Genomic DNA, 25,730 nt, shown 5'->3' on the forward strand with positions numbered 1-25,730 from the left:
GCGTACAGATGAGCCCGGGGCGGCAGCCTACAGGTAGACTATTGCGTTGTGGTGAAAGTCACAGCGCACCTGCCAAAAGAAGTACAGGTGTGCACTGAAACGTCTATTTTCAGGGCCGAAATAGGTCCTGTCCAGTCTTTAAGACTGCCGCACTTTATCATTTATCGCCAGTCGCCGCTGCCTGGCCGGGAAGCCAGCGCTGCAGTATCCGCTGCAATTCGCTACGGCGAAAGGGTTTGCTCAGGTAATCGCTCATGCCGGCGGCCATGCAGCGCTCCCGATCGCCCTGCAGCGCATTGGCGGTCAGCGCGATGATCGGTAGTGCCTGGCAGCCGGGCAATTGGCGAATCCTCCGGGTGGCTTCGTAGCCATCCAGATGTGGCAGGCGGCAGTCCATCAAGACCGCGGCAAAGCGTTGTTGACCGACCCGCTCCAGCGCTTCGAGACCATCCTGGGCCACCTGTACCTGCAAACCGAGGCTGCGCAGCATGGCTTCGATCACGCTCTGATTGACCGGATTGTCTTCTACCAGCAATACCGGGCCATGCTCGGCCATGGCCGGCGCACCAGAGATGGCCATGGGCAGCGCAGTAGGGCCGGGGTTGGCCAAAGCCAGTGGGATTTCCAGGGTAAAGGTCGAGCCCAGGCCCTCTCGGCTTTCGCCACGCAGCTTGCCGCCCATGCGCTCGGCCAGGGTCCTGGCGATCGACAAGCCCAGGCCGGTACCCCCGTAGCGGCGCGAGATCGAGCTGTCGGCTTGCTGGAAGGCAACGAACATCATCTCCAGGCGTTCGCTGTCGATGCCGATGCCGGTATCGCACACACTGCAGGTGAACCACAGCGACTGGGGCTCGAGCCGTTGCCAGTGAGCTTTCACCTCGACCTGGCCATGCTCGGTGAACTTCAAGGCATTGCCGATCAGGTTCAGCAGGATCTGGCGTATCCGCGTCGGGTCACCGACCACTGCCGGTTGCTCCGCCTCGGTCGGCAGTTGCAGGTGCAGTGCCAGCCCCCGCTGCTGGGCGCTGTGCTGGAACGACTGCACGCAGCTGGCGATCAGTTCGACGAGATCGAAGTCGATCCGTTCGAGCTCCAGGGTCGTGCGCTCGATGCGCGAGAAGTCGAGGATGTCGTTGATCACTTTGAGCAGGTGCCCGGTCGACTCGCTGGCCACGGCCGCGTAATCGGCTTGCTCGCTGGTCAGCTGGGTCGTCTCGAGCAATTGCAGCATACCCAGGACACCGTTCATCGGCGTGCGCAGTTCGTGGCTCATCATGGCCAGGAATTCGGACTTGGCACGGTTGGCCTGTTCGGCCTCCTCGCGTGCCTGGGTCAGTTGAGCGATGGCCTGTTTCTGTTCGGCACTGGCCTGTTCCAGGGCGGCGGCCAGGTTGTTGATGTGGCGTGCCAGGTGGCCTAACTCACTGTCGTCGACCACCGGTAGCGGGGTGTCGTATTCACCCTGCTGGATGGCCTTGACCGCATGCCCCATGTCGCTGATCGGTTTGGCCAGGCTCAAGGCCAGGCGGCGGGCGAGAAGGAACGTGAAGAGCAGGGCGAACAAGGCGAGGATGCCGGCCTTGATGACGATTTCCTGCTGCCGCTGGCTGAACGCATCGTCGGACATGCCAACGATCACCCGGCCGAGGTAGTCGTCGCCGATGGCCGGCGTCGATACCTTGCCCGGCTGCAGGAAGTCGCTGTCCAGGCGGATCTGCTGCAGGCGGATCGGCGCCTGGAACACTTCCACGCGTTGGGCGCGGTTCGCGCTCTCGTTCGACTGTTCGACATACACGAGGATATGGTTGCGGCTGTCCTGTACCTCGAGGAAGCGCACATGGGGGATGCTCAAGGTGGCACGCATCAACCCCTCGAGGACCTCGTTGTTGCCCGAAATCACCCCGTATTCGGACGCCGGCGCCAGTTGGTTGGCGATCAGTTGCCCGGTGTGGTTGAGCTCCTGGCGTAAGTCCTGGATGCGTACGAAGGTGAAAAAACTGATCAGCAGCAGGGTCAGCAGCAGCGCAGGCCCCAGGCTGATGATCTGGGTGCGGGTGTGGATGTCCCAGCTAAGGCGTTTGCTCATGGCAGGGGGGCTCCATCGGCCAGGGCCTTGGCGGCGGCATTCGAATCGATCGGCTCCAGGCCCAGGGCTCGGGCGACTTGTTGATTGCCACTGACGCCGAAGCGCGTCGGGTAGAGGCTGCGCGGCCAGCGTGCGGGGGGCTGATCGAGCAATCGGTCGAGTACTGCCAGCCAGTCGTCCTGATCGCTGTAGGTGCTGGCCAGGGCGCCAGCGCGGACGAATCCGACGTTGGGGCCGATCAGGGCCATCTGCCGGCTATAGCTGCTGAGCAAGAGGTTCTTCGCCGTCTTCGAGTTGTACAGGTCCGGGTCGTCGAGCCCCAACAGCACGTCGCTGTTCGCCAGCAGGTCATGCAGCGGACGGCTGTCGCGCAGGTCGGGCCAGTCCTGGGCGACGATTTCCAGGCCCAGTGGCCGGGCGGCCTGGCGCAGTTCGTCGAGCAGGAACTGGCTGTGTTGACCGTACAGCACACCGATGCGCTGGGCCTGCGGGAGCAGGTAGCGAGTCAGGCGCAGTTGCCGTGCCAGGGGTGGGTCGCTCCACAGCAGCGTCAAGTGCCCGGGACGCGACTTTCCCAGGCGTTGCTGCGCCTGTACCCGGCTGATGCGCATGGCCAGGGCGGGTGGCCCGGCGGTTTCGCCCAAGCGCCAGTCCAGCGCGGCATTGTCGAGCAGCACCAGGCGAGTGTCGGCCTTGAGCTGACTGGGGCGCGGAAGCTCCGCCAGAGGCATGAAACGCACCTGGTCGTGCTGACGCCGGTCGGCCAGGGCGGTGACGAAGCTGCGGATGCCCGCCTGGTCCTCTGCTCCGACCAGCAGGATTTCGCTGGCCGACAGCGTGCCCAGTGGCCATAGACAGAACAACAGCAGGTGCAGCAGGCGCAGCATCAGAATTCCAGCTCCGCACTGATGCTCAGGCGGTGGCGGCTGTCGTAGCGATTCTGTACCAGTGTGGTCGGCTCGTCGTCCAGGCGCTGTTGCCACAGCGCGGCCAGCTCCAGATTGCTGCCCTGGATCCGGAAGCGCTTGGCCACGCGCAGGTCGACGCGCTCGTAGCGGTAGCCATTGAGGGCATCGCTGCCGTAATAGAACAGTGCACTCGACCAGTTATCGTCCCATTCGCGCATCCACCCGGCCGAGCCGCTGTTGCGCGCGGTGAGGCGACTGTCGTCGGCGTTACTGGCCCAGGCATCGACGTAGGCGTAGGTCAGGCGCAGGCGGTCGCGCCGCGTCGCCCGCCAATCCAGTTGGGCTTCGCTGCCGCTGAAACGGGCTTTGTTGCTGTTACTTGCTATGTACTGGTTGTTCTTCAGGGGCTCGCTGATCATTCCTGTGATCTCGTCGTAGAACAGCTTTACATCCATGTTCAGGTCGATGTCGCTGAACGAGCCGTTGTAACCCAGCTCGCGCGAGCGCATGCGTTCCTGATCGAGGTCGCCCGGCCCACGGGTCTTGACGAAGTATTGACCATCGTGGAGACCATACAGGTTGGGCGTGAGGTTCTTGACCGTGTAACTCCAGTTGACGTTGTTCTCGAACATGTCCGGCGAGCGGATGGCTTCGGAATACACCGCGCGCAAGCCATGGCGCGGGGTTATCAGGTAGTTCACCGCCATGCGCGGGGTGAGTGAGCTGCCGGACAGGCGCGAATCCTCGAACATGGCGCCGCCCTGGACGATCCAGTGCTCGTCGGCACGCCACTCCAGTTGACCGAACAGGCGCCAGGTCTGATCGTCGATACTGCCGTTGAAGTAGGTCTGCGAATCGGCGCGATCATAGCGATAATTCATGCCACTGAGCAGCCGCAGACTATCGGTCAGGCTGAGCGTATCCTGGATTTCCAGGTCGTAGCGGGTCTCGCGGGTGCTCTGGTCGACGTCGCCGCAGATGGTCTGCTTGCCATTGAGGTCGCTACCCGGGTTGTTCCACTGTTGGCTGATCGCGTCGATCAGCCCTTGCTCGACCGGGTTGCTGCCGGCAGGTGGCGCGCCGGCATTGCGGGCAACCTTTTCGGCGAGGTTCGGGTTCATTTGCCACAGCCGGGTCAGTTCGGGGCTGAACGCCAGCGCGGCATCGCAGGCGCGCCAGACCTGCTGGCGGTCGAAGTGTTGCGCCGAGCCTTGCACATAAAGGCTGTGTTCGGGATTGAAGTCGATGTTCCAGCGTACCGAACCGGCGTAGTCTTTGGCGTTGACGTCGGCGTCGTTGCCGGCCTGATAGTTGCCGAACACCGGTTGGTAGGTGTAGGGCCGCTGGTTGCTGCCTTCCTTGGCCGCCAGCTGCCATTCCAGGGTCTGGTCTGGGGCCAGGTTATGGCTGACACTCAGGTTGACGCGGTTCAGGCGGCGGCTGTCGCGGTAGTCGTTGCCGAACTGATCCTGGTCGAAACCGTCGTCCTGTTGGCCCGACACCGACAGGCGCAGGTCGCCGCCGTCCCAGCCGAAGCCGTGGCTGAGGTAATAGTCGTTGATGCCATCCTCGCCCCGGGTGAGCTTCATGCGCGTGCCATGGCTGTCGGCCGGATTGCGGGTCAGGATGTTGACCACCGCCATCAGGGCGTTGGCGCCGTAACTGACGGTGTTGGGGCCGCGGAAGACCTCGATGCGCTCGATGTCCTCCATGGCGACCGGAATGTCGCTCCAGTCCACCGTGGCCAGGCCGGCGCGATACACGGAACGGCCGTCGATCAGCACCTGCATGCGTCGGGCTTCGCTGACGTTGCTGCCGTGGTAGTTCACTGTCGCCTGGTTGCCGGCCCCGTAGCCGATCATCATGCCCGGTACCAGGCGCAACAGCTCCGGGATGTCACGCGCGCCGCTGGCGCGGATCAGTTGGCTGTCGAGCACGGTCATGCTCCCCGGCACCGCCGCCGGGGATTGCTTGAGCCGCGTGGCGGTCAGAACCTGGGGCAGGTCGGTGTTGTCGATGAACAAATCATCGGCCATGACCGGGCCGCCGAGCAGCGCGGTCAATAACAGCAGACGAGGATACGGGGGCGTGCCAGGAAACACGGTACGGCCTTGTTTCGGTTGTGAGTCAGGCATGTTAACCGACCCGACGGCTTTTGCCAGTGATCGCTGTTGTCGGCTTGGCGCAGGGCGGGCGACCCGTATAATGGAGCGGTCGCCACTTAACTTTTGGCTTTAACGGACTGGATATGACTGAACAGCAACCTGTTGCGGTTCTGGGAGGCGGCAGCTTCGGCACCGCCGTGGCGAACCTGTTGGCCGAGAACGGCGTACCGGTGCGCCAATGGATGCGAGACCCCGAGCAGGCCGAGGCGATGCGTGTCAATCGCGAGAACCCGCGCTACCTCAAGGGCATTCGCCTGCTCGACGGTGTCGAACCGGTCACCGATCTGCTGGCCACGCTGCAGGCCAGCGATCTGATTTTCGTCGCCTTGCCTTCCAGTGCTCTGCGCAGCGTACTGGCCCCGCATGCCGAGCTGTTGCGCGGTAAGTGCCTGGTCAGCCTGACCAAGGGCATCGAGGCCCACAGCTTCAAGCTGATGAGCCAGATTCTCGAAGAGATCGCCCCCCAGGCGCGCATCGGCGTGCTATCCGGGCCCAACCTGGCCCGCGAGATCGCCGAGCACGCTCTGACCGCCACGGTGGTCGCCAGTGAGGACGAAGAGCTCTGCCAACGGGTGCAGGCCGTGCTACACGGGCGCACCTTCCGGGTCTACGCCAGCAGCGACCGATTCGGTGTCGAGCTGGGCGGGGCGCTGAAGAACGTCTACGCGATCATCGCCGGCATGGCCGTGGCCTTGGGCATGGGCGAGAATACCAAGAGCATGCTGATCACCCGTGCGCTGGCGGAAATGACCCGTTTCGCCGTCAGCCTGGGCGCCAATCCCATGACTTTCCTGGGTCTGGCCGGAGTCGGTGACCTGATCGTCACCTGCTCCTCGCCCAAGAGCCGCAACTACCAGGTCGGTCATGCCCTGGGCCAGGGCCTTAGCCTGGACGAGGCGGTCAACCGCCTGGGCGAAGTCGCCGAAGGGGTCAATACGCTGAAGGTGCTCAAGGCCAAGGCCGAAGAGGTTCAGGTCTACATGCCGCTGGTGGCCGGCCTGCATGCCATCCTGTTCGAAGGTCGTACGTTGAACCAGGTGATCGAGCGCCTGATGCGCGCAGAGCCCAAGACCGACGTCGATTTCATTTCAACCAGTGGTTTCAATTGAGCCGCGAGCGGCTCTGAACCGAGCAAGGAGCGATACATGAACGATTCTCCGGAGCGCGCCCAGCGCGAGTCCATCATCCTGCGGGTACTGTGGATGGTGGTCTTCGTGGTGGTCTGGCAGCTGGCCGAGTTATTGCTCGGTGGCCTGGTGCTGGTGCAACTGATCTACCGCCTGGTCTATGGCGCGCCGAGTGCCGGACTGATGAACTTTGGCGACAGTCTCAGCCAGTACCTGGCGCAGATCGGCCGCTTCGGCAGTTTCCACAGCGACCAGAAGCCCTGGCCGTTCGCCGACTGGCCGGCGCCGCGCGCCCCTGAAGGCGAAGCGCCGCACGCCGTGGCGCCAGCGCCGCATCCGGCGCATGACGAGGAGCCCAAACTATGAAGCTGTGGATCCTGCGTCACGGCGAGGCCGAGCCGCGGGCCAACAGCGATGCCGAAAGACGGCTGACCGGCCACGGTCGCGAACAAGTGCTGCACAGTGCCGCACAGTTACTTGGACAACCCTTGCTGGCGATCATCGCCAGTCCCTATGTGCGGGCGCAGCAGACCGCGGCACTGGTACATGAAACCCTGGGTTTCGCCGAGCCGGTCCTCACCGTCGCCTGGTTGACGCCGGAGAGCGATCCCCGGCAGGTGATCGCTGAGGTCGAGCGCTTGGGCCTGGAACAGGTGCTGCTGGTCAGTCATCAGCCATTGGTCGGCGGCCTGGTCGGCCTGCTCGAGCATGGTCACCTGCAGCAACCGGCGGCGATGAGCACAGCCAGCCTGGCTGAATTGGAGGGCGATTGGCCCCTGGCTGGGCTGATGACCTTGCGAGCATTGCACCATGCCCCGTGAGGCAACCGCCGGCGGATGACCTGATAGCCCTTGGCGATGACCTTTCCGGACGTTGCCTGGGGCTTGATGACTACCGACAATGGGCCATCATTCCAGTCGCGGACCCGGTGCCATGTCGCAGCAGATCTTCTTCGCTCACGCCAACGGCTTCCCCTCGGCCACCTATGGCAAGCTGTTCGCTGCCCTGGCACCGGACTATCAGGTGCTCCACCTGGCGCAACACGCCCATGACCCGCGTTTCCCGGTCGATGACAATTGGCAGAATCTGGTCGATGAATTACTCCACCACCTGAGCCAGCAGGATGCGCCTGTGTGGGGGGTGGGCCATTCCCTGGGCGGCGTGCTGCACCTGCACGCCGCGCTACGCCGACCGGAGTTGTACCGGGGCGTGGTGATGCTCGACTCCCCGCTGCTGACGCGGGCCGATCAATGGTTCATCCGTACCGCCAAGCGCTTTGGTTTCATCGACCGTATCACCCCTGCCGGGCGCACCTTGGGACGCCGCGAAGCCTTCGTCGATCGCGACAGCGCGCGCGACTATTTTCTCGGCAAGACCTTGTTCCGTCACTTTGACCGCGATTGTCTGGAAGCCTACCTGGAACACGGCTTGGAACCGACCGATGACGGCTTGCGCCTGCGCTTCGATGCGGCCACGGAAATCAGCATCTACCGCAGCATTCCCCATGCCAGCCCGGCGCCCGCCAGGCAACTCCAGGTGCCCCTGGCGATGGTCCGAGGCGAGCGCAGCCGAGTCATCCGTCGCCACCATGCGCTGGCGGTGCGTGGCATGGCCAGGGGTGAGTATCACAGCGTACCGGGCGGGCACATGTTTCCCTTGGAACGCCCCGTGGACACCGCCAGCCTGATCAAGGGCCTGTTCGACCGTTGGAGCCAGGCATGAGCGCCCATGTCGAGGAAATCCGCCTGAGCCTCGGGCATATCGAACTGGCCGCGCATCTGTTCGGGCCGCCCGACGGCCTGCCGGTGATCGCGCTGCATGGCTGGTTGGACAACGCCAACAGCTTCGTGCACCTGGCTCCCCGCCTGAGCGGCTTGCGCATCGTTGCTCTCGACCTGGCCGGGCATGGCTATTCGGCCCATCGCCCGGCGGGGGCGGGGTACACCCTTGCCGACTATGCCCACGACGTCCTGCGGGTCGCCGAACAACTGGGCTGGCAACGTTTCGCGCTGCTCGGCCATTCCCTTGGCGCGATCATCTCGGTGCAACTGGCCGGCGCCTTGCCCGAGCGGGTCAGCCATCTGGCGTTGATCGATGGGGTGGTGCCACCGACCGGTAGCGAGACCGATGCGGCCGAGCGCCTGGGGATGGCTCTGCAGGCTCAGCTTCGCCTGGATGGCAAGCGCAAGTCGGTGTACCGCTCGGAAGAGGAGGGGGTGCAGGCGCGCATGAAAGGCATGGTGGCGGTGTCCCATGACGCCGCACAATGGCTGGCCCAGCGAGGCCTGATGCCGGTCCCCGGTGGCTACAGCTGGCGTAGCGACAGCCGCCTGACCTTGCCGTCGCCAATGCGCCTCAGCCAGGCCCAGGCAATGGCCTTCGTGCACCGGGTGCAATGCCCGACCTGCCTGGTGGTGGCGGCCGAGGGCATGCTTGCACGCAACACCGAGCTGCTCGAGCAGCTACCCTTTGAGCAGGTGACTCTTCCTGGTGGTCACCACTTGCACCTCAACGATGAGCACGGCGCGGCCCTTGTCGCAGACTGTTTCAATCGCTTCTTTGGCTTTGCTTGACTTGCGCCGGACAAGTGTCGAGGCTTGCTGGGTTGAACAGGGAGACAACCATGCACATTCCAGACCTCCTGGAGCTAGATCTCGGCGCTGACCGCCGCACGGGTGGCCGATGAGCGCACCCGTTTACAGCCGCACCCTCCTGACTACCTGCCTGATGTTCGCCGCTATTTCGGCGTGGGCCGGCAACCTGCCGGTTCCGGTCGATGCAAAAGTGGTCGACCAGCGCCCTGCCGTGGAGCAGGAACGGGTGTACCCGATGGGGGCATTGCGCAAGATCAGTGGCCGTCTACGTGTCGACGACAAGGTCGAGAGCCGTGGCCAAGTCAGTTCGGTCACTTACGAGCTGCCAGTCGAGCGCACCGCCCGTGAAGCGTTCCACAGTGCCCGCGAGGCACTCCAGCGCGAAGGCGGCTATCCGCTGTTCTGGTGCCAGGGCCGCGATTGCGGCGAGGCCAGCCTGTGGGCCAACGAGGTGTTCGGCAATGCCCGACTCAATGGTGGCGACGAGCAACAGGCGTTCATCCTGCTGCGCCGTTCGGCTGAGCAACCGGACACCCTCGTGGCGCTGTACAGCGTCACCCGTGGAAATCGCCGTGCCTATCTGCATGTCGAAGAGTTCGTCTCCGACAGCCCCCTGGGGGAGATCATGCCCACCGCGGCGACGGTGCTACGTGAAATGCGCGATACCGGCAAGCTCGACTACCCTGACCTGAAGGCGCCGCAGGCAGCCTGGGTGAACCTGCTCGGGCGCAGCCTCAACCTCGACAGCACCCTGCGCGCCAGCCTCAGCGGCGCCGAAGCCGGTGCCTGGCTCGAGGCACTGGTGAAGGCCGGGGTACGCAGCACCAGGCTCGAGGTGGGAGACGCCAAGACCGAAGGTTTGCACCTGGAGTTGATTCGTTGAGCGGGCACTGACATGGTCAATAACGATCGGCTGTTGATCCAGATTCTCCTGCTGACCCTGCTGGGTGCGGCACTGTGGGTGATGGCACCGTTCATGTCGGCACTGCTGTGGGGGGCGATCCTGGCCTTCGCCAGTTGGCCACTGATGCGCTTGCTCACCCGTGCATTGGGGGGGCGTGAGACATTGGCGGCGGGTTTGCTGACCACCGCCTGGATCCTCATCGTGGCGCTGCCGCTGGTGTGGCTCGGCTTCAATCTGGCCGACCATATTCGCGACGCCACCGCCTTCGTGCGCGATATCCAGGTCGATGGCCTGCCCGATGCACCGGCCTGGCTGGCCAACATGCCGTTCATCGGCGAGCGGCTGGTGCAGGGGTGGGAGTCGCTGGACCAGCAGGGCGCGGCCTTGATCGCCTCGATCAAGCCGCACCTTGGACAGGTCGGCAACTGGTTACTGGCGCGTAGCGCACAGATCGGCAGCGGTGTGCTGGAGCTGACCCTGAGTCTGGTGTTCGTGTTCTTCTTCTACCGCGATGGCCCACGCCTGTCGGCGTTCGTGCTGCGCTTGCTGCATCGTCTGGTGGGAGAGCGCGCCGATTATTACCTGGACCTGGTGGCCGGCACCGTGCAGCGGGTGGTCAACGGTGTGATCGGGACAGCGGCTGCCCAAGCGTTGTTGGCGATGATCGGTTTCCTCATCGCCGGCGTGCCGGGGGCCATCGTGCTGGGCCTGGTGACCTTCATGCTCAGCCTGATTCCCATGGGCCCACCGCTGGCGTGGATTCCCGCGACTGGGTGGCTGGTCTGGAAAGGGAATTATGGCATGGCGGTGTTTCTCGGCATCTGGGGCACATTCGTCATCAGTGGCGTGGACAACGTGCTCAAGCCCTACCTGATCAGCCGTGGTGGCAACCTGCCGCTAGTGATCGTTCTGCTTGGCGTGTTCGGTGGGTTGCTGGCTTTCGGATTCATCGGTCTGTTCATCGGGCCGACCTTGTTGGCGGTGGGCTACAGCCTGTTGCTGGATTGGAGTCGTAACGCGCAACAGGAACCGCCCCGCGTCTGAATCGGGCATGGCCTCATCCCTGGCGTGCCGGTGATGGGGCCACCGCAGATCGTTCACTCTCGTCAGAGGTCTGGACGCCCGGTCAGCGTTCAACAATAGGGTCCGATCTTTACGCGTTCTTTATTCCCACCCTGGTTTCGCGATCTCGTCCCTTTACGCCCCTGTCCTCGACAATTTCCCTAAAGCGGCCAACGCCGTACCCAAGGGAATTTGTTCATGCACAGTTACGACTACGCACTGTTATTGGCGTTCTTCGCCATCGTGCTGCTACCGGCCCCGTGGCTTGGGCGTTTCTACTACAAGGTCATGGAAGGCCAGCGTACCTGGCTGACCCCATTGCTCGGCCCAGTGGAGCGCGGTTGCTACCGCCTGGCCGGCGTGCATGCCGACCGGGAACAGAATTGGAAGCAATACGCCCTGGCCTTGCTGGCCTTCAATCTGGCCGGGTTCACGGTCTTGTTCGGCGTGCTCATGTTGCAGGGCGAACTGCCGCTCAACCCTCAGCATCTATCGGGCCTGACCTGGTCGTTGGCCTTCAACACCGCGGTCAGCTACGTCACCAACACCAACTGGCAGGCCTACAGCGGCGAGGCCTCGGTCAGCTACCTGAGCCAGATGCTGGGCCTGGCCGTGCAGAATTTCGTCAGCGCGGCAACCGGCCTGGCGGTACTGGTCGCGCTGTGCCGGGGCATCGCCCGTCGTAGCGCGGCCACCCTTGGCAACTTCTGGGTCGACATGACCCGCGCCACGCTCTACGGTTTACTGCCGCTGTGCCTGCTGCTGGCGCTGTTGCTGGTGTGGCAGGGCGTGCCGCAGACCTTCGCCGACTATACCCATGCCGTGACCCTGCAAGGCGCCGAGCAAGTCCTTCCGTTGGGACCGGCCGCCAGTCAGATCGCCATCAAGCAACTGGGCACCAATGGCGGCGGCTTCTTTGGCGTCAACTCGGCGCACCCGTTCGAAAACCCCACGGCCTGGAGCAACCTGTTCGAGGTGGCGGCGATCATCCTGATCCCGGTGGCCCTGGTCTTCACCTTCGGCCACTACGTCAAGGATCTGCGCCAGAGCCGGGCGATTCTTGCCTGCATGTTCGGCCTGTTCCTGCTCGGTGGAGCAACTGCGTTGTGGTCGGAGTACCAGCCCAATCCCGCGCTGGCCAGCGTCCAGGTCGAACAAAGTGCGCCGCTGGAGGGCAAGGAAAGTCGCTTCGGCACCACCGGTTCGGTGTTATGGACGGTGGCCACCACCGCCGCGTCCAATGGCTCGGTCAACGCCATGCACGACAGCCTCAACCCGCTCACCGGTATGGTCGCGATGGTCAACATGATGGTCGGCGAAGTGATCTTCGGCGGGGTCGGCGCCGGGCTGTACGGGATGTTGCTGTTCGTGCTGGTCGCGGTGTTTCTGGCGGGCTTGATGATCGGTCGCACGCCCGAATACCTCGGCAAGAAGCTCCAGGCGCGGGAGGTGCAACTGTTGGTGGCGACCTTGCTGGTGATGCCGGTTGGCGTGCTGCTGCTCGGCGCCGTCGCCGCCAGTCTGCCTGGCCCGGCGAGCGCCGTGAGCAACCCTGGCGCCCATGGCTTCAGCCAATTGCTGTACGCCTACACCTCGGGCGCAGCCAACAACGGCTCGGCCTTCGCCGGTTTCGCTGCCAACAGCGAGTTTCACAACGTGATGATCGGTCTGGCCATGCTGATCGGGCGTTTCGGCTACATCCTGCCGGTGCTTGCCCTGGCCGGCAGCCTCGCGACGAAACAGCGCGTGCCCCAAGGGCTGAACAGCTTCCCCACCCATGGTCCGCTGTTCACCACATTGCTGCTGGTGACCATCTTGCTGGTAGGTGGCCTGACCTTTCTGCCGGCACTGGCCCTTGGGCCGGTCGCCGAACACTTGAGCCTGGGTTTCTGAGGAGCCGATCATGAACATGCCCATCCCCGATGCCAACGTCACGCACGGGGCCAAGGACCAGACCGCTTTTTCCGCGCTGTGGCGCGCGGCCCTGGTGCAGGCTTTCGTCAAGCTCGACCCCCGCCAGCTCAAGCGCTCGCCGGTGATGCTGGTGGTGGCCCTGACCGCCGTGGCGACCACCGTGTTGTGCCTGGTCCCCGGCCATGAGGTGAGCACCGGCGTCGCTGTGCAGATCACCTTGTGGCTGTGGTTCACCGTGTTGTTCGCCAACTTTGCCGAAGCCTTGGCCGAGGGCCGTGGCAAGGCCCGCGCCGATAGCCTCAAGGCCGGCAGCCAGGGGTTGCTGGCCCAGCGCCGTCAGCACGACGGCAGCTTCCAGAGCGTGGCTGCCAGTCAGCTGCGCAAGGACGATGTGGTACGAGTGGTAGCCGGCGAGTTGATCCCTGGCGATGGCGAGGTGCTCGAAGGCATTGCCGCCGTCAACGAAGCGGCCATCACCGGTGAATCGGCACCGGTCATCCGCGAGTCCGGAGGCGATCGCTCGGCGGTCACCGGCAATACCCGCCTGGTCTCCGACTGGTTGCTGATCCGTATCACCAGCAACCCCGGCGAATCGACCCTGGACCGCATGATCGCTCTGGTCGAAGGCGCCAAGCGGCAGAAGACTCCGAACGAGGTCGCCCTGGACATCCTGTTGGTCGGCTTGACCTTGATCTTCCTGATCGTGGTGGCCACCTTGCAGCCGTTCGCCCACTTCGTCGGCGCCAGCTTGCCGTTGATCTTCCTCGCTGCGCTGCTGGTGACGCTGATTCCGACCACCATCGGCGGCCTGCTCTCGGCCATCGGCATCGCCGGCATGGACCGCCTGGTCCGGCTCAATGTCATCGCCCGCTCCGGTCGGGCAGTGGAGGCTGCCGGCGATGTGCATACGCTGCTGCTCGACAAGACCGGTACCATCACCTTCGGTAACCGACGCTGCAGCGCGGTCTACCCGGCACCGGGAGTCGCCGTCCGGGAGCTGGGGGAGGGCGCCTTGCTCGCCTCTCTGGCCGATGACACGGCCGAGGGCAAGTCGATCGTGGATTACCTGCGTCAGCAACAGCATTTCGTCGAGCCCTCGGCGGAGCAGTTCGAAGCGGTGGCCTTCAGCGCCGAAACGCGGCTCTCGGGCATCGACATGCAAGCGCATCGTTACCGTAAGGGCGCCGTCGACGCCGTGCTCGGGTTCATCGGGCTGTCCCGCACGCAGATGCCAAGTGCCCTGGCGCGCGAGGTGGAACGCATCGCCCAGGATGGCGGCACGCCGTTGCTGGTCTGCATCGATCAGCGCCTGCTCGGCGTGATCCACCTCAAGGACGTGGTCAAGCCGGGCATCCGTGAGCGCTTTGCCGAGCTGCGCAAACTGGGCATTCGCACGGTGATGGTCACCGGTGACAACCCGCTGACCGCCGCTGCGATTGCCGCCGAAGCGGGCGTGGATGACGTGCTGGCCGAAGCCACTCCGGAGAAAAAGCTGGCGCGCATCCGTCAGGAGCAGAGCGAGGGGCGCCTGGTGGCGATGTGTGGTGATGGCGCCAACGATGCACCGGCACTGGCCCAGGCCGATGTGGGGATGGCCATGAACGATGGCACCCAGGCGGCTCGAGAGGCGGCCAACATGGTCGACCTGGACAGCGACCCGACCAAGTTGCTGGATGTGGTGCAGGTCGGCAAGGAACTGTTGGTGACACGCGGTGCGCTGACCACCTTCTCGATCGCCAATGACGTGGCCAAGTACTTCGCCATCCTGCCGGCCTTGTTCACCGCCATCTACCCGCAACTGGGCGTGCTCAACCTGATGCACCTGAGCAGCCCGCAGAGCGCCATTCTCTCGGCGATCGTCTTCAACGCGCTGATCATCATCGCGCTGATACCCCTGGCGCTGCGTGGTGTGCGGGTACATGCGGCGAGCGCTGCGCACTTGCTGCGGCGCAATTTGCTGATCTACGGCGTCGGCGGCCTGCTGGTGCCGTTCGCTGGAATCAAGCTGATCGACCTGCTGCTCACTGCCTTGCACCTGGTCTGAGGAGGCCAACATGATGACTTTGCTACGTCCGGCGCTGAGCCTGCTGGTACTGATGACCCTGATCACTGGCGTGGTGTATCCGTTGGCGGTGACCGCGCTCGCCCAGGTCGCCTTCCCCGGGCAGGCCAATGGCAGCCTGGTTCGCGATGCCCAGGGCCAGGTGCGCGGTTCGGCGCTGATCGCCCAGGATTTCCAGGGCGATGGTTGGTTCCATGTCCGACCTTCGGCGGGCAACTATGCGACCGTGGCCAGCAGTGGCAGCAACCTGGCGCCGAGTAACCCGGCCTTGGCCGAGCGGATCAAGGGCGAGGCCGCGATGTTGTACCAGGCCTCCCTGGGGCCGGTACCCCTGGCGTTGCTCACCACCTCGGGCAGCGGGCTGGATCCGCATTTGCCACCAGAGGCGGTGGCCTACCAGATTCCGCGGGTCGCAGCGGCCCGGCAGATGTCGGTGGCACGCTTGCAAGCCATGCTGGAAGAGGCCACCCTCCACCCATTGATCGGGCCGCCGGTGGTCAACGTACTGGTGTTGAACCAGGCCTTGGACAACCTGAGCCATTGATGTCGGGGCCCCTGATTGCCGGTCTTCGCAAAGGATGAATCATGAGTGACTCCACCCGCGCCGATGCGCTGTTGGCCACCTTGCCGCGCAGCGGTCGCGGCAGGCTGAAGGTCTTTCTCGGTGCAGCGCCTGGGGTCGGCAAAACCTACGCCATGCTCCAGGCTGCGCACGCCCAGCAACGGCAGGGCGTGCAGGTCCGGGTCGGGGTGGTCGAGACCCACGGCCGCGCCGAAACCGAAGCCCTGCTCGCCGGACTGCTCCAGCAACCGCTGCTGCGCAGCGAGTACCGCGGCGTCACCCTCGAGGAAATGGACCTGGACGGCTTGCTCAATTCGGCCCCGGCGCTGGCCCTGGTCGATGAGCTGGCCCACACCAACGCCCCTGGCAGCCGCCATGCCAAGCGCTGGCAGGACGTGCAGGAACTGCTCGCTGCCGGCATCGACGTATACACCACGGTCAACGTCCAGCACCTGGAAAGCCTCAATGACAAGGTGCGTGACATCACCGGGGTGCAGGTACGCGAAACACTGCCGGACTGGATCCTGCAGGAAGCCTATGAGCTGGTGCTGATCGACCTGCCGCCGCGTGAGCTGCTCGAGCGCCTGCGCGAGGGCAAGGTCTACGTCCCGGAGCAGGCGCGGGCGGCGATCGACGCGTTCTTCTCGCAGACCAATCTTACCGCCCTGCGCGAACTGGCCATGCAGACTGCGGCGGCCCAGGTCGATGCCGACCTGGCCCATGGCTACCGTCAGCGTGGCGAGGCGGCGCCGGCCCTGCGTGGGCGCCTGCTGGTGGGGGTGGATGGCGACGAGCAGGCCGAACGCCTGGTGCGTCATGCCAGCCGTGTCGCACAGCGTCGGCACCTCCCCTGGAGCCTGGTGCATGTCGACAATGGCCGGCTGCGTGACGAGAGCGCCCGCCAGCGCCTGCAGGCTGCCCAGCAATTGGCCGAACGGCTGGGCGGTGAAGTGGTGGTGCTGCGTGCCGGCGAAGCGGCACATGGGTTGCTGCAGCATGCCGCCGAGCGCCGCGCCAGCTTGGTGCTGGTCGGCCAGTCGCGTGACCGCCTGCATCGCCGCCTGTTCGACACGGGGGTCGCGGCGCGGTTGCTGCGCGAGCGCCATGGCCTTGAGATCAACGTGCTCGACCGCGACGCCCAGGTGCCGGTTGTGCGCGCTTCGGTCAGCCGGATCTGGGAGTGGCGTCACTACCTGCTGGCATTGCTCGCCACCGCACTGGCTGCCGGCCTGGCTTGGGCGGTTGCCAGCGTACTGGCGCTGCCCAACATCTCGCTGGTATTTCTCGCCGCGGTGCTGCTGGTGGCAGTGCGCAGCAGTCTCGGCCCGGCGCTCGCCTGTGCGGCGATGTCGTTCCTGGCCTATGACTTCCTGTTCATCCCGCCGCATTTTTCGTTCACCATCCAGCGAGAAGAGGACGTGCTGACCCTGTTGTTCTTTCTGCTCGTGGCCACCTTGACCGGCAACCTGGCCGCTCGCCAGCGCCGCCAGTTGCAAGCCCTGGGCGAGACCCAGGCGCAGACCAGTCAGCTACTGGACCTGTCGCGTCGGCTGACGGTGGCTACCGATCGCCAGGCGGTGTTCAACGCCGCCGGCCAACACCTCGGTGGCTGGCCGGATGTCTACGCCAGCCTGTTCGAGCGCGATCGCGAAGGCCAGTTGCAGTTGGCCAGCGGCGACGCCCAGGCGCTGAGCGACAACGAACGCGCTGCCGCTGAATGGGCCTGGCAGCATGGCCAGGCCGCAGGCCTCGGCAGCGATACCTTGCCCAATGGCCGCTGGTGGTGGTGGCCGCTGGCGGTCGACGATCAGCCGCTGGCCCTGCTTGGCGTGCGGCCGCGATCCGGCGAGCAGTTGGGCGCGCAGCGTCGGCGTCTGCTCATGGCCCTCGGCCAACCTCTGGCCCAGGCCTTGGCCCGTGCGCGTCTGGCCGAGCAGTTGGAGGCCGCCCGTCTGCACGGCGAGACCGAACAGCTGCGCAGCGCCTTGCTGGCGTCGGTGTCCCATGACCTGCGTACGCCGCTGACCGCCATGCGCGGCAGTATCGACAGCCTGCTGGCGCTGGGCGAGGCGATCCCTGTCCACGACCGCCGTGAGCTGCTCGAAGGCACGCGCAACGAAGCCGAACGCCTCGACCGCTACATCCAGAATCTGCTCGACATGACCCGGCTTGGCCATGGCGGACTCAAGCTCGCCCGCGACTGGGTGGCCCCCGCCGACATCGTCGGCAGTGCCCTGAATCGTCTACGCGTGGTGCTGGCACCGCTGCGCGTGCACAGCGAGGTGCCGACCGAGCTGCCTCTGCTGTTCGTGCATGCTGCGCTGATCGAGCAGGCCTTGGTCAACGTGCTGGAAAACGCCGCACGCTTCTCGCCGACCCAAGGCCGCCTGCGCTTGCAGGTGTCGGTGCAGGGCGAGCAATTGCACATCGCCGTCTGCGACGAGGGGCCGGGCATTCCCGTGGCCGAACGAGAAAAGATCTTCGACATGTTCTATACCGCCGCCCGCGGCGATCGGGGCGGGCAGGGCACAGGCCTTGGCCTGGCGATCTGCCAGGGTATGATCGGTGCCCATGGCGGGCAGATTCTGGTGGGCGATGGCATCGATGGCCACGGCACCTGCATCACTCTATGCTTGCCGCTGCCTATGCAACCCGACGCCGAAAGCGAAAGCCCATGAATCCATCCGCCACTCTCCTGGTCATCGATGACGAACCGCAGATCCGCAAGTTCCTGCGTATCAGCCTGAGCTCACAAGGCTACAAGGTGATCGAGGCCGCCACTGGCGGCGAAGGCTTGGCCCAGGCCGCATTGGCCAAACCCGATCTGGTCGTGCTCGACCTCGGTTTGCCAGACATGGATGGCCAGCAGGTATTGCGCGAGCTGCGTGAGTGGAGCGCGGTACCGGTGATGGTGCTGTCGGTGCGTGCCAGCGAAGTGCAGAAGGTAGATGCGCTGGACGGCGGCGCCAACGACTACGTGACCAAGCCGTTCGGTATCCAGGAGTTCCTCGCCCGGGTGCGAGCATTGCTGCGCCAGGTGCCTCAGGCAGGCGGCAGCGACGTGGCGGCGAGCTTCGGGCCGCTGCGGGTGGACTTCGCCTTCCGCCGAGTGACCCTCGATGGTGTCGAGGTGGCGCTCACACGCAAGGAGTATGCACTGCTGGCACAACTGGCGGGGCATCCAGGGCGGGTGATCACCCAGCAGCAGCTGCTCAAGGACATTTGGGGGCCGACCCATGTCGACGACACCCACTACCTGCGCATCGTGATCGGCCATCTGCGGCAAAAGCTGGGGGATGACCCGACTGCGCCACGGTTCATCATTACCGAGGTGGGGGTGGGGTATCGATTAGTGGCGCCGGGGGGGTGAGCGCTCGGTGAAGTCGCTGCCCGTCGAGATTGGCGCAGATGTGCGACATCTGTGCGGTTGACAACTGTGCGATAAACAATTTGTTACGTATTAGATAGCCTGCTACCATTTCTAGTCCGTGAGATACGATGTCATTCATCTGAATGACTGCATGAGAGCTGTCGGAACAGAGCAGGACGCGTATACCTGCCACCAGCAGCGCTTCACGGTCTAAGTGATTAGTCATAGGTAGACCTGCATGTTGTTAGCCAAACAAACCTCGCGAAGGAAGTTCCTGCTTTCTTCGTTGATTGCCTTGCCCGCCATGGGCATCACCGTCAAAGGTCTGAGCGCGGCGATGGCTGCGCAGATGGTGGCGCCGAGCCTGGACACCTATACCCCCACCTTCTTCACCCCGGCCGAGTGGACCTTCGTCATGGCCGCATGCGACCGGCTGATTCCCGCCGATGGCCGTGGCCCAGGCGCGCTGGAAACCAACGTGCCGATCTTCATCGATCAGCAATTGGCCGGGGACCTGGGCAGCGAGATCTACCTCGAAGGGCCGTTCGACCTGAACGCGCCAGCCACCTTGGGTTATCAGTTGCCGTACACCCCGCAGCAGATCTACTGCATGGGCATCGCCGCACTCGAGCACTGGTGCCAGGCCACCCACGGCCAGCACTTTGCCCTGCTGCCGTTGGACAAACGCGACGACGTGCTGAAGAAGCTGCAAGGCGGCCAAGTCGATTTTGCCGCCCACGGCGAAGACGTGCTCAAGGCCAAGCTGTTCTTCAACGAGTTGCTCAATCACAGCCGTCAGGGCTGGCTGGCCGACCCCATCTACGGCGGCAACAAGGGCATGAAGGCGTGGATCGCCATCGGCTTCCCTGGTGCCCGTGCCAGCTACCTGGAATGGGTGGCCCAGCACAACGTTCCGTACCCACTCGGCCCGGTCAGCCTGACCGGCCAACGCGGTTGATTTCTCGCCCCGATACAGCATTCAAGGTTTTTTATGGCACACATTACCAATGACGAAGTCGACGTCGCGGTCGTCGGCCTGGGCTGGGCCGGCTCGCTGATGAGCATCGAGCTCGCCCAGGCGGGCTTGAAGGTACGCGCCTTCGAGCGCGGTGAAGACCGCACCAATGCCGACTTCGCCTACCCCAAGCCGGCCGATCAATACGCCTATGGCGTGCGCAATAAGATCATGGTCGCGCCCAAGGACGGTGCACTCACCGTGCGCCACAACATGCACAGCACCGCCTTGCCGACCCGCCAGTGGGGCGCGTTCGTACCGGGCACCGGTGTCGGTGGTTCCGGCCTGCACTGGACCGGCGTGTTGATCCGCCCGACGCCGACCGATATCAAGCTCAAGACCTATGCCGAACAGGCCTATGCGCCGGGCATCCTGCAGAGCGACATGACCCTGGGCGATTACCCGTTCACCTGGGACGAGATCGAGCCATTCCTGGACAAGTTCGACAAGATCTGCGGTCTGTCGGGCAACACCGGCAACCTGCGCGGTCAGATCATCGAAGGCGGCGACCCCTTCGAGGGGCCACGTTCCAATCCCTTCCCGCTGCCGGCGCTCGAAGACACGCTGAACAACAAGCTGTTCGCAGATGCCGCGCGCAAGCTCGGCTACCACCCGTTCCCCAACCCGTCGGCCAACGTCTCGCGGGCCTGGAAGAACCCCTACGGCAACCAGATCGCACCGTGCAACTACTGCGGCTACTGCAGCAAGTACCCGTGCCTGAACTACTCGAAGGCCTCGCCGCAGACGGCAGTGATGGACGCGCTCAAGCGCATGGACAACTTCGACTACCGGGTCAACGCCAATGTCCTGCGCGTCGAGTTGCACCCCGATGGCAAGACTGCCAAGGGCATCACCTACGCCGACGCCCAGGGCAACGAAGTGTTCCAGCCAGCGAAGATCGTGGTGCTGGCGGCCTTCCAGTTCGTCAACGTGCGCCTGATGCTGCTGTCGGGCATCGGCCAGCCGTACAATCCGATCACCCGCAAAGGCACGGTCGGGCGCAACTACGCGTTCCTCAGCAATGGTGGCGCCACGCTGTTCTTCAAGGACAAGCACTTCAACCCGTTCGCCACCGCCGGTGCTACCGGGCAGATGTTCAACGACGTCTCGCCGGGCAACTACGATGGCCCATCCCTGGGCTTCATCGGCGGCGCCAAGATCCACAGCTCGCAGGCCACCGGCACGCCGATCGGCACCGCGCTGCCAGCCGGTACCCCGGAGTGGGGCCAGGGCTGGAAGGAGGGCATGCAGGACTGGTACGGGCATTCGATGAAGATCAGCATCTCCACCGGTTGCATGTCGTACCGCGACCACTACGTCGACCTTGACCCGACCTACAAGGATCCCTGGGGTCAGCCGCTGCTGCGCATCACCTTCGACTGGAAGGAAAACGAGCTCAAGTTGCAGCAGCACCTGCGCAAGATCGTTCTGGACATCACCAAGGAACTGAACCCCGACAGCTACAGCGAGAGCTTCTTGAGCATGGACTCGCACTGGGACATCACCAAATACGTGTCCACCCACAACGTCGGTGGCGCGATCATGGGTGACTCGCCGGAAACCAGCGCACTGAACCGCTACCTGCAGAGCTGGGACGTGCACAACGTGTTCGTGCCAGGCGGCAACGCCTTCCCACAGAACTTCCAGGCCAACCCCACCGCCCTGATCGGCGCGCTGACGCTGTTTTCGGCCCAGGCCATCAAGGATCAGTACCTGAAGAACCCTGGCCCGCTGGTGCAGGCGTGAGGAGCGAGACGATGAAAGCCAAATCCCGTTCCGTATTGCTGATCCTGCTGGCGGTCGCCGTGATCGCAGCCGTGCTGGCATGGATCGTTGCCGGCCTGCTCAACCGCTCGGGCGATCCTGAGGCCAAGATGACCCAGGCCGTGACCCCGGCCTTGATCGAGAAGGGCGCTTACCTGGCGCGTGCCGGTGACTGCGTGGCCTGCCACACCAGCCATGACGGCGGCAAGCCGTTCGCTGGTGGGTTGGGCATCGCCTCGCCGATCGGCACGATCTATTCGACCAACATCACGCCGGACAAGAAAACCGGCATCGGCGCCTGGACCTACGGCGAGTTCGAGCGTGCGGTACGCCGCGGCATCGGCCACGACGGCAGCGCGCTGTACCCGGCCATGCCGTTCCCGTCCTATGCCAAGGTCAGTGACCAGGACACCGAAGCGCTGTATGCCTACTTCATGCAAGGCGTCGCTGCGGTCGAGCAGCCGAACAAGGCCAACGACATTCCCTGGCCGCTGTCGATCCGCATGCCGCTGGCTTACTGGCGCGCAATGTTCTCGCCAGCGCCGCAGCCCTTCGTGGCCGGTACCAGCGATGCTCAGCTGGCCCGTGGCGCGTACCTGGTGCAGGGACTCGGTCACTGCGGCTCGTGCCACACCCCACGCGCCCTGACCTTGCAGGAAAAAGGCCTGGACGAGACTACCGGCAGCTACCTGACCGGCGCCGAACTCAACGGCTGGAACGTTCCGGCACTGCGCGGCATGCCGCACTGGAGCGAGCAAGAGCTGGTCGAGTACCTAGGGAGTGGGCGTAACGCCAAGGCCTCGGTGGCCGGTGAGATGACCGACGTGATTGCCAACAGCACCTCACATATGAGCGATGCCGACTTGCAAGCGATCGCGGCGTACCTGAAGGCACTGTCTCCCGCCAAAGGCCCGGCCTACCAGCATCAGGCCGAGCGCAGCGCGGCGACCACGGCCAAGCTGACCGCGGCGAAAGACCTCACCTTGGGCGAGCGGCTGTACCTCGACAACTGTGGAGCCTGCCACTTCGTCTCCGGTGAAGGTGCGCAGCGGGTGTTCCCACGCCTGGATGGCGCGTCGGTGGTCAATGCCGGCAATGCCGATGCTTTGCTGCACGTGATCCTGGCCGGTGCGGCGACGCCGTCGACCGAGCGAGCACCGTCGGTACTGCCGATGCCGGGCTTCGCCGAGCGCATGGATGATGCCGAACTGGCCGAGCTGGCGACCTTCCTGCGTCAGGGCTGGTCGAACCAGGCTTCGGCGGTGACCGAGCAGCAGGTCCGAGCGGTGCGCAGCGCATTGCACCCCTGATGACGGCCTGATACCCAAGGTCCGGCGCCGTTGCAGGTGACGCTGTCGGAGCCTTGGGCAGGTTTCGTGGTCAGGCGCTGACAGAGGCCTGCGGCGCCGGTCGTTGCCTGGCCGATGGGTGTGCCAGGCCAGCGTCGTCGAGCTGACCCTGCAACTGGCGAAACTGCTCGACGATGGCATCGATCAGTTGCTCATCCTTGACCGGGTCCAACCCCTGGTACGGCTTGCCGTTGTAATCGCCGGCATAGGTCAGCACCGCTTCCACACGCTCCGCGTTTTCCTCATAGACCTGCCTGATCACCTGGGCTTCCCGATCCTTGCCATCGACGCAGCCGAGCGCATAGTGGATGGCCAGGGCAGCTCCGAATGCGAGCGCTGGCGTCGGGATGCCATGTTTCGCGGCAAGGTCGATGCTGCTGAAGATGCGCTCGTTGCGCTGCAACTTGCGCAACGGATCGCGCCCGACCCGCGCACAGGGGTCACGGAACGACGTCTTGCAGCGCTCCAGGAACGCATTGGCGAAATCGCCGACGGCCTCCGCCATCTCGGCGTTTTCCGCCACCAACGCCGGACCCACTTCCTCGCGGACCAGGCGCTCGGCCAACTCGCTCACGCGGGAGTCGCCCATGGCCTGGCCTACCCAGGCATAGCCCAGCTGGCTGGCGTACCAGGCGACGATGGCATGCGGGCCGTTCCACAGGCGGTTCTTGATGACCTGGATCTGGGCGATATCGCTCACCGTCTTGACCTGGCGCAGGCGCTCCAGCAGATCGCTGCCGCGCTCGACATACAACGGCATGTCCGGCTCGCTGTTGAACAGGATCAGGTGCAATTGGCTCAGGGCGCTGCTCGACTGGGCGAAGGGCCGGAAGCGGCCGATCAGGCGCTCGTATTCCGGTAGTGGCTTGGAGGGCGGCGTCGTGGCTGTCGGCTCTTCCTCGAGGCTGTTCTGGAACATCTGCGACTTGATGCGTAGCTGGCGTACCAGTGCGTCGTTACTGAGCTTGGAGACGATGCGGCTGACGACCGTTTCAGCGAAGTGAGTCTTGTGCAGGATCTGTTCGCCGATCTCCGGCGTGCACAGCAGCGCCAATTCGGCTTGCACGTGCCGGCGCACGAATGAGGCGCCGCCGATCTTGTTCAGTACGATCAGGATGGTCAGCTCGCGGCCACGGCGCTCGAAGCGCTGCAGCAGCCCCTTGGCAATGACCTGTGCCTGGCTGCGGATGGCTTGCTCGGGCAGGCTCAAGCCGATGATTTCAGCCGCGGTATACATGTCGATGACCGCATCGTCGTCGTCCATGTCGATCATCCGGATATTGTCGATGGTCTGGTCGAACGAGGTGGCGCCATAACGTACGCTGTAGCTGCCGAACGCCGAGACGGTTTCCCGCAGCATGCGCGAGCGGCTGGCTGCGATGATCTCGCAAGGACGGGTATAGCCATCCCAGTGGGAGAACACCTGGGTCAGATAACCGCCGCCGATGGCGCCGAAACCATGGATGCCGACGCGAAACTGATTGAGCGACTGCGGGAATGGCTCGTTCAGCGCCGGCATGCCGAGGTGTGGCACGCACTCGGTCAAGTCGGCCAGGAACTCGGTCATGCTGTGATACGCCTTGAGCGCGCCAGCCTTGACTTCGGCTGCAGGCGGCTTGATGTCCTCGATCAGGATCGCTTGCCCCTCGGCGCGCAGGGCCGACAGCATGCCGTTTTCCGAGTCTTCGACCATGAAACACTGGTCCGGCTCGCAGTTCAGTGCACGGGCGGCGCGCAAGAAGATTTCCGGATGAGGTTTGCCTTGGCTCACTTCGTCGCCGCAGACGGTGATGTCGAAGTACTTGAGCACATTGGCATTGATCAGGTACTCCTCGGCGATGACGCGGCGGCTGGAGGTGGCCACGGCCAGGGTCAGGCCGGACTTGCGCAGGCGTTCGAGTACTTCCAACAGGCCCGGCTTGATCGGCACACCGTGATTGCGCACGTATTCCAGTTCGAGCTCGTCGGCGCGTTTGCGCACTTGCGCGTAAGGGAAGTCGTCGCCGTTGTGCGCCTTGGCCAGGGCTTCAGCCCTTTTTGCGCTAAGGCCCAGCGAGCCGATCAAGGTGTGCTCGCCCAAGGCCTTGCCGGCGATTTCCAGGGACGCTTGTTTCAGCGTCCTGAAGCGCAGACGCTCGGTGTCGAACATGGTGCCATCCATATCGAAGATGGCGCTGAAAATACGTTTGCCTTGAAAAAAGATCATGGGTGGTTGCCCCTTGTGTTGCGAGAAATGAGGCTCGCCTTCAGATATGCGAATGGCGAGGACGGCACGAGCAATGCAGCAAGGCAGTCAAGTGGGGGGCAGTCGATCCAGAGGCGCACGCTTGGGCGTGACGCAAAAGTAAGGCGGGGCGGAGCGGGGGGTGCAGAGGAGGTTTGCAAGCTTCGCGGCGATGCGGGCGCCACGTTTGCCTTTGAGGTCACGCCCACTGGCTGCAGCTTGGTTTGCAGACAGTGGGCGAAAATAGCGATGGATACGTGTGATTCCAAGCATGAGGTGCTTTTTTTCCTGTTTCGTTACCGATTCCTTTTTACCCTTGCACGTATGCGCAACGGATTGCAAGGCGCTGGAGCGGGGTCAGTGACTGTCGCAAGGCGCGCCATAGAGCTGTAGCCCAAGGGTGCTGGGCGCTGCCGAAGAATGCCTTGGCTGTGATAATTCTTCGTTTTTTTGGCTCTTCGCGGATTGGTGGGGGCAGGGTTTTGGTTTTGGGTTCTCTGGGGGCTCCGGGGTTGGGGCTTTGGGGTTGTGTGGCTGATCCAAGGGATGTAGCGGCGCTACTGGCCCCTTCCGCCTTTACGGCGGGTCCCTTAATGAGATGGTCACCCCGGCACCCTGCGAGGC

19 protein-coding genes are annotated in these 25,730 nt (G+C 64.3%); 15 read left to right on the top strand and 4 right to left on the bottom strand.

Going from position 1 to position 25,730, the window contains the following annotated elements:
• Positions 1-157: 157 nt before the first annotated feature.
• Genes KY379_RS20365 through KY379_RS20375 form a run of 3 tightly spaced genes read right to left on the bottom strand, consistent with a single transcriptional unit; the run spans position 158 to position 5,129 of the window.
• Positions 158-2,086, bottom strand: coding sequence for a response regulator (locus KY379_RS20365; RefSeq protein WP_196172644.1), 1,929 nt, complete (start codon positions 2,084-2,086; stop codon positions 158-160).
• Positions 2,083-2,973, bottom strand: a complete 891-nt coding sequence (locus tag KY379_RS20370; RefSeq protein WP_133331413.1) for an ABC transporter substrate-binding protein — start codon at positions 2,971-2,973, stop codon at positions 2,083-2,085. Before KY379_RS20370 ends, KY379_RS20365 begins: the two co-directional genes overlap by 4 nt.
• Positions 2,973-5,129: a TonB-dependent receptor plug domain-containing protein gene (locus KY379_RS20375; RefSeq protein WP_196172646.1), complete on the bottom strand. Its 2,157-nt coding sequence runs from the start codon at positions 5,127-5,129 to the stop codon at positions 2,973-2,975. The genes KY379_RS20370 and KY379_RS20375 overlap by 1 nt, the downstream gene beginning before the upstream one ends.
• Before the next feature lie 113 nt (positions 5,130-5,242).
• On the opposite strand from KY379_RS20375, the gene KY379_RS20380 reads away from it, so the two are divergent.
• The 15 genes from KY379_RS20380 to KY379_RS20450 all read left to right on the top strand — a co-directional run bounded on the left by KY379_RS20380 (position 5,243) and on the right by KY379_RS20450 (position 22,843).
• The gene (locus KY379_RS20380; protein ID WP_261241190.1) at positions 5,243-6,268 is read left to right on the top strand and encodes an NAD(P)H-dependent glycerol-3-phosphate dehydrogenase; all 1,026 of its coding nucleotides are present in this window, start codon (positions 5,243-5,245) and stop codon (positions 6,266-6,268) included.
• A gap of 36 nt (positions 6,269-6,304) precedes the next feature.
• Positions 6,305-6,652, top strand: coding sequence for a DUF4389 domain-containing protein (locus KY379_RS20385; protein WP_133331409.1), 348 nt, complete (start codon positions 6,305-6,307; stop codon positions 6,650-6,652).
• Entirely contained in the window at positions 6,649-7,107 is a 459-nt protein-coding gene (gene sixA, locus KY379_RS20390) for a phosphohistidine phosphatase SixA (protein ID WP_133331407.1), read from the top strand. The genes KY379_RS20385 and sixA overlap by 4 nt, the downstream gene beginning before the upstream one ends.
• A gap of 112 nt (positions 7,108-7,219) precedes the next feature.
• Positions 7,220-8,008, top strand: a complete 789-nt coding sequence (locus tag KY379_RS20395; RefSeq protein WP_133331405.1) for an alpha/beta fold hydrolase — start codon at positions 7,220-7,222, stop codon at positions 8,006-8,008.
• On the top strand, positions 8,005-8,859 hold the full coding sequence (locus tag KY379_RS20400; protein ID WP_133331403.1) for an alpha/beta hydrolase: 855 nt from the start codon (positions 8,005-8,007) through the stop codon (positions 8,857-8,859). The genes KY379_RS20395 and KY379_RS20400 overlap by 4 nt, the downstream gene beginning before the upstream one ends.
• A 109-nt stretch (positions 8,860-8,968) precedes the next feature.
• Positions 8,969-9,763, top strand: coding sequence for a DUF4892 domain-containing protein (locus KY379_RS20405; RefSeq protein ID WP_133331401.1), 795 nt, complete (start codon positions 8,969-8,971; stop codon positions 9,761-9,763).
• Between the two features lie 12 nt (positions 9,764-9,775).
• Complete coding sequence (locus tag KY379_RS20410) at positions 9,776-10,828, top strand: AI-2E family transporter (protein ID WP_261241189.1); 1,053 nt, start codon at positions 9,776-9,778, stop codon at positions 10,826-10,828.
• Between the two features lie 216 nt (positions 10,829-11,044).
• Positions 11,045-12,739, top strand: coding sequence for a potassium-transporting ATPase subunit KdpA (gene kdpA, locus KY379_RS20415; RefSeq protein WP_133331397.1), 1,695 nt, complete (start codon positions 11,045-11,047; stop codon positions 12,737-12,739).
• Positions 12,740-12,749: 10 nt separating this feature from the next.
• Positions 12,750-14,804, top strand: coding sequence for a potassium-transporting ATPase subunit KdpB (kdpB, locus tag KY379_RS20420; protein WP_133331395.1), 2,055 nt, complete (start codon positions 12,750-12,752; stop codon positions 14,802-14,804).
• 10 nt (positions 14,805-14,814) lie between these two features.
• Positions 14,815-15,366, top strand: a complete 552-nt coding sequence (gene kdpC, locus KY379_RS20425) for a potassium-transporting ATPase subunit KdpC (protein ID WP_261241188.1) — start codon at positions 14,815-14,817, stop codon at positions 15,364-15,366.
• 41 nt (positions 15,367-15,407) lie between these two features.
• On the top strand, positions 15,408-18,062 hold the full coding sequence (locus tag KY379_RS20430; protein ID WP_133331391.1) for a sensor histidine kinase: 2,655 nt from the start codon (positions 15,408-15,410) through the stop codon (positions 18,060-18,062).
• Positions 18,059-18,754 (top strand): response regulator, encoded by a 696-nt coding sequence (locus KY379_RS20435; RefSeq protein WP_133331389.1) that lies wholly within the window; start codon positions 18,059-18,061, stop codon positions 18,752-18,754. Before KY379_RS20430 ends, KY379_RS20435 begins: the two co-directional genes overlap by 4 nt.
• 238 nt (positions 18,755-18,992) lie before the next feature.
• Complete coding sequence (locus KY379_RS20440; RefSeq protein ID WP_261241187.1) at positions 18,993-19,712, top strand: gluconate 2-dehydrogenase subunit 3 family protein; 720 nt, start codon at positions 18,993-18,995, stop codon at positions 19,710-19,712.
• 33 nt (positions 19,713-19,745) lie between these two features.
• On the top strand, positions 19,746-21,515 hold the full coding sequence (locus tag KY379_RS20445; protein ID WP_133331385.1) for a GMC family oxidoreductase: 1,770 nt from the start codon (positions 19,746-19,748) through the stop codon (positions 21,513-21,515).
• A 128-nt stretch (positions 21,516-21,643) separates the two neighbouring features.
• Entirely contained in the window at positions 21,644-22,843 is a 1,200-nt protein-coding gene (locus tag KY379_RS20450; RefSeq protein ID WP_409977288.1) for a c-type cytochrome, read from the top strand.
• 70 nt (positions 22,844-22,913) lie between these two features.
• Here KY379_RS20450 and mtlD read toward each other — a convergent pair whose 3' ends face one another.
• On the bottom strand, positions 22,914-25,088 hold the full coding sequence (gene mtlD, locus KY379_RS20455; protein ID WP_261241185.1) for a bifunctional mannitol-1-phosphate dehydrogenase/phosphatase: 2,175 nt from the start codon (positions 25,086-25,088) through the stop codon (positions 22,914-22,916).
• Positions 25,089-25,730: the final 642 nt, after the last annotated feature.

Source organism: Pseudomonas sp. HD6422, from assembly GCF_025377065.1.
Taxonomy (GTDB): Bacteria; Pseudomonadota; Gammaproteobacteria; order Pseudomonadales; family Pseudomonadaceae; genus Aquipseudomonas; species Aquipseudomonas putida_U.

Excerpts from the sequence above, each read along its gene's own strand:
- KY379_RS20370 (WP_133331413.1), bottom strand. The coding sequence starts at position 2,973 with ATGCTGCGCCTGCTGCACCTGCTGTTGTTCTGTCTATGGCCACTGGGC.
- KY379_RS20405 (WP_133331401.1), top strand. The coding sequence starts at position 8,969 with ATGAGCGCACCCGTTTACAGCCGCACCCTCCTGACTACCTGCCTGATG.
- sixA (WP_133331407.1), top strand. The coding sequence starts at position 6,649 with ATGAAGCTGTGGATCCTGCGTCACGGCGAGGCCGAGCCGCGGGCCAAC.
- KY379_RS20385 (WP_133331409.1), top strand. The coding sequence starts at position 6,305 with ATGAACGATTCTCCGGAGCGCGCCCAGCGCGAGTCCATCATCCTGCGG.
- KY379_RS20395 (WP_133331405.1), top strand. The coding sequence starts at position 7,220 with ATGTCGCAGCAGATCTTCTTCGCTCACGCCAACGGCTTCCCCTCGGCC.
- KY379_RS20440 (WP_261241187.1), top strand. The coding sequence starts at position 18,993 with ATGTTGTTAGCCAAACAAACCTCGCGAAGGAAGTTCCTGCTTTCTTCG.
- kdpB (WP_133331395.1), top strand. The coding sequence starts at position 12,750 with ATGAACATGCCCATCCCCGATGCCAACGTCACGCACGGGGCCAAGGAC.
- kdpA (WP_133331397.1), top strand. The coding sequence starts at position 11,045 with ATGCACAGTTACGACTACGCACTGTTATTGGCGTTCTTCGCCATCGTG.
- mtlD (WP_261241185.1), bottom strand. The coding sequence starts at position 25,088 with ATGATCTTTTTTCAAGGCAAACGTATTTTCAGCGCCATCTTCGATATG.
- KY379_RS20375 (WP_196172646.1), bottom strand. The coding sequence starts at position 5,129 with ATGCCTGACTCACAACCGAAACAAGGCCGTACCGTGTTTCCTGGCACG.
- KY379_RS20435 (WP_133331389.1), top strand. The coding sequence starts at position 18,059 with ATGAATCCATCCGCCACTCTCCTGGTCATCGATGACGAACCGCAGATC.
- KY379_RS20430 (WP_133331391.1), top strand. The coding sequence starts at position 15,408 with ATGAGTGACTCCACCCGCGCCGATGCGCTGTTGGCCACCTTGCCGCGC.
- KY379_RS20380 (WP_261241190.1), top strand. The coding sequence starts at position 5,243 with ATGACTGAACAGCAACCTGTTGCGGTTCTGGGAGGCGGCAGCTTCGGC.
- KY379_RS20400 (WP_133331403.1), top strand. The coding sequence starts at position 8,005 with ATGAGCGCCCATGTCGAGGAAATCCGCCTGAGCCTCGGGCATATCGAA.
- KY379_RS20410 (WP_261241189.1), top strand. The coding sequence starts at position 9,776 with ATGGTCAATAACGATCGGCTGTTGATCCAGATTCTCCTGCTGACCCTG.
- KY379_RS20450 (WP_409977288.1), top strand. The coding sequence starts at position 21,644 with ATGACCCAGGCCGTGACCCCGGCCTTGATCGAGAAGGGCGCTTACCTG.
- KY379_RS20365 (WP_196172644.1), bottom strand. The coding sequence starts at position 2,086 with ATGAGCAAACGCCTTAGCTGGGACATCCACACCCGCACCCAGATCATC.
- kdpC (WP_261241188.1), top strand. The coding sequence starts at position 14,815 with ATGATGACTTTGCTACGTCCGGCGCTGAGCCTGCTGGTACTGATGACC.
- KY379_RS20445 (WP_133331385.1), top strand. The coding sequence starts at position 19,746 with ATGGCACACATTACCAATGACGAAGTCGACGTCGCGGTCGTCGGCCTG.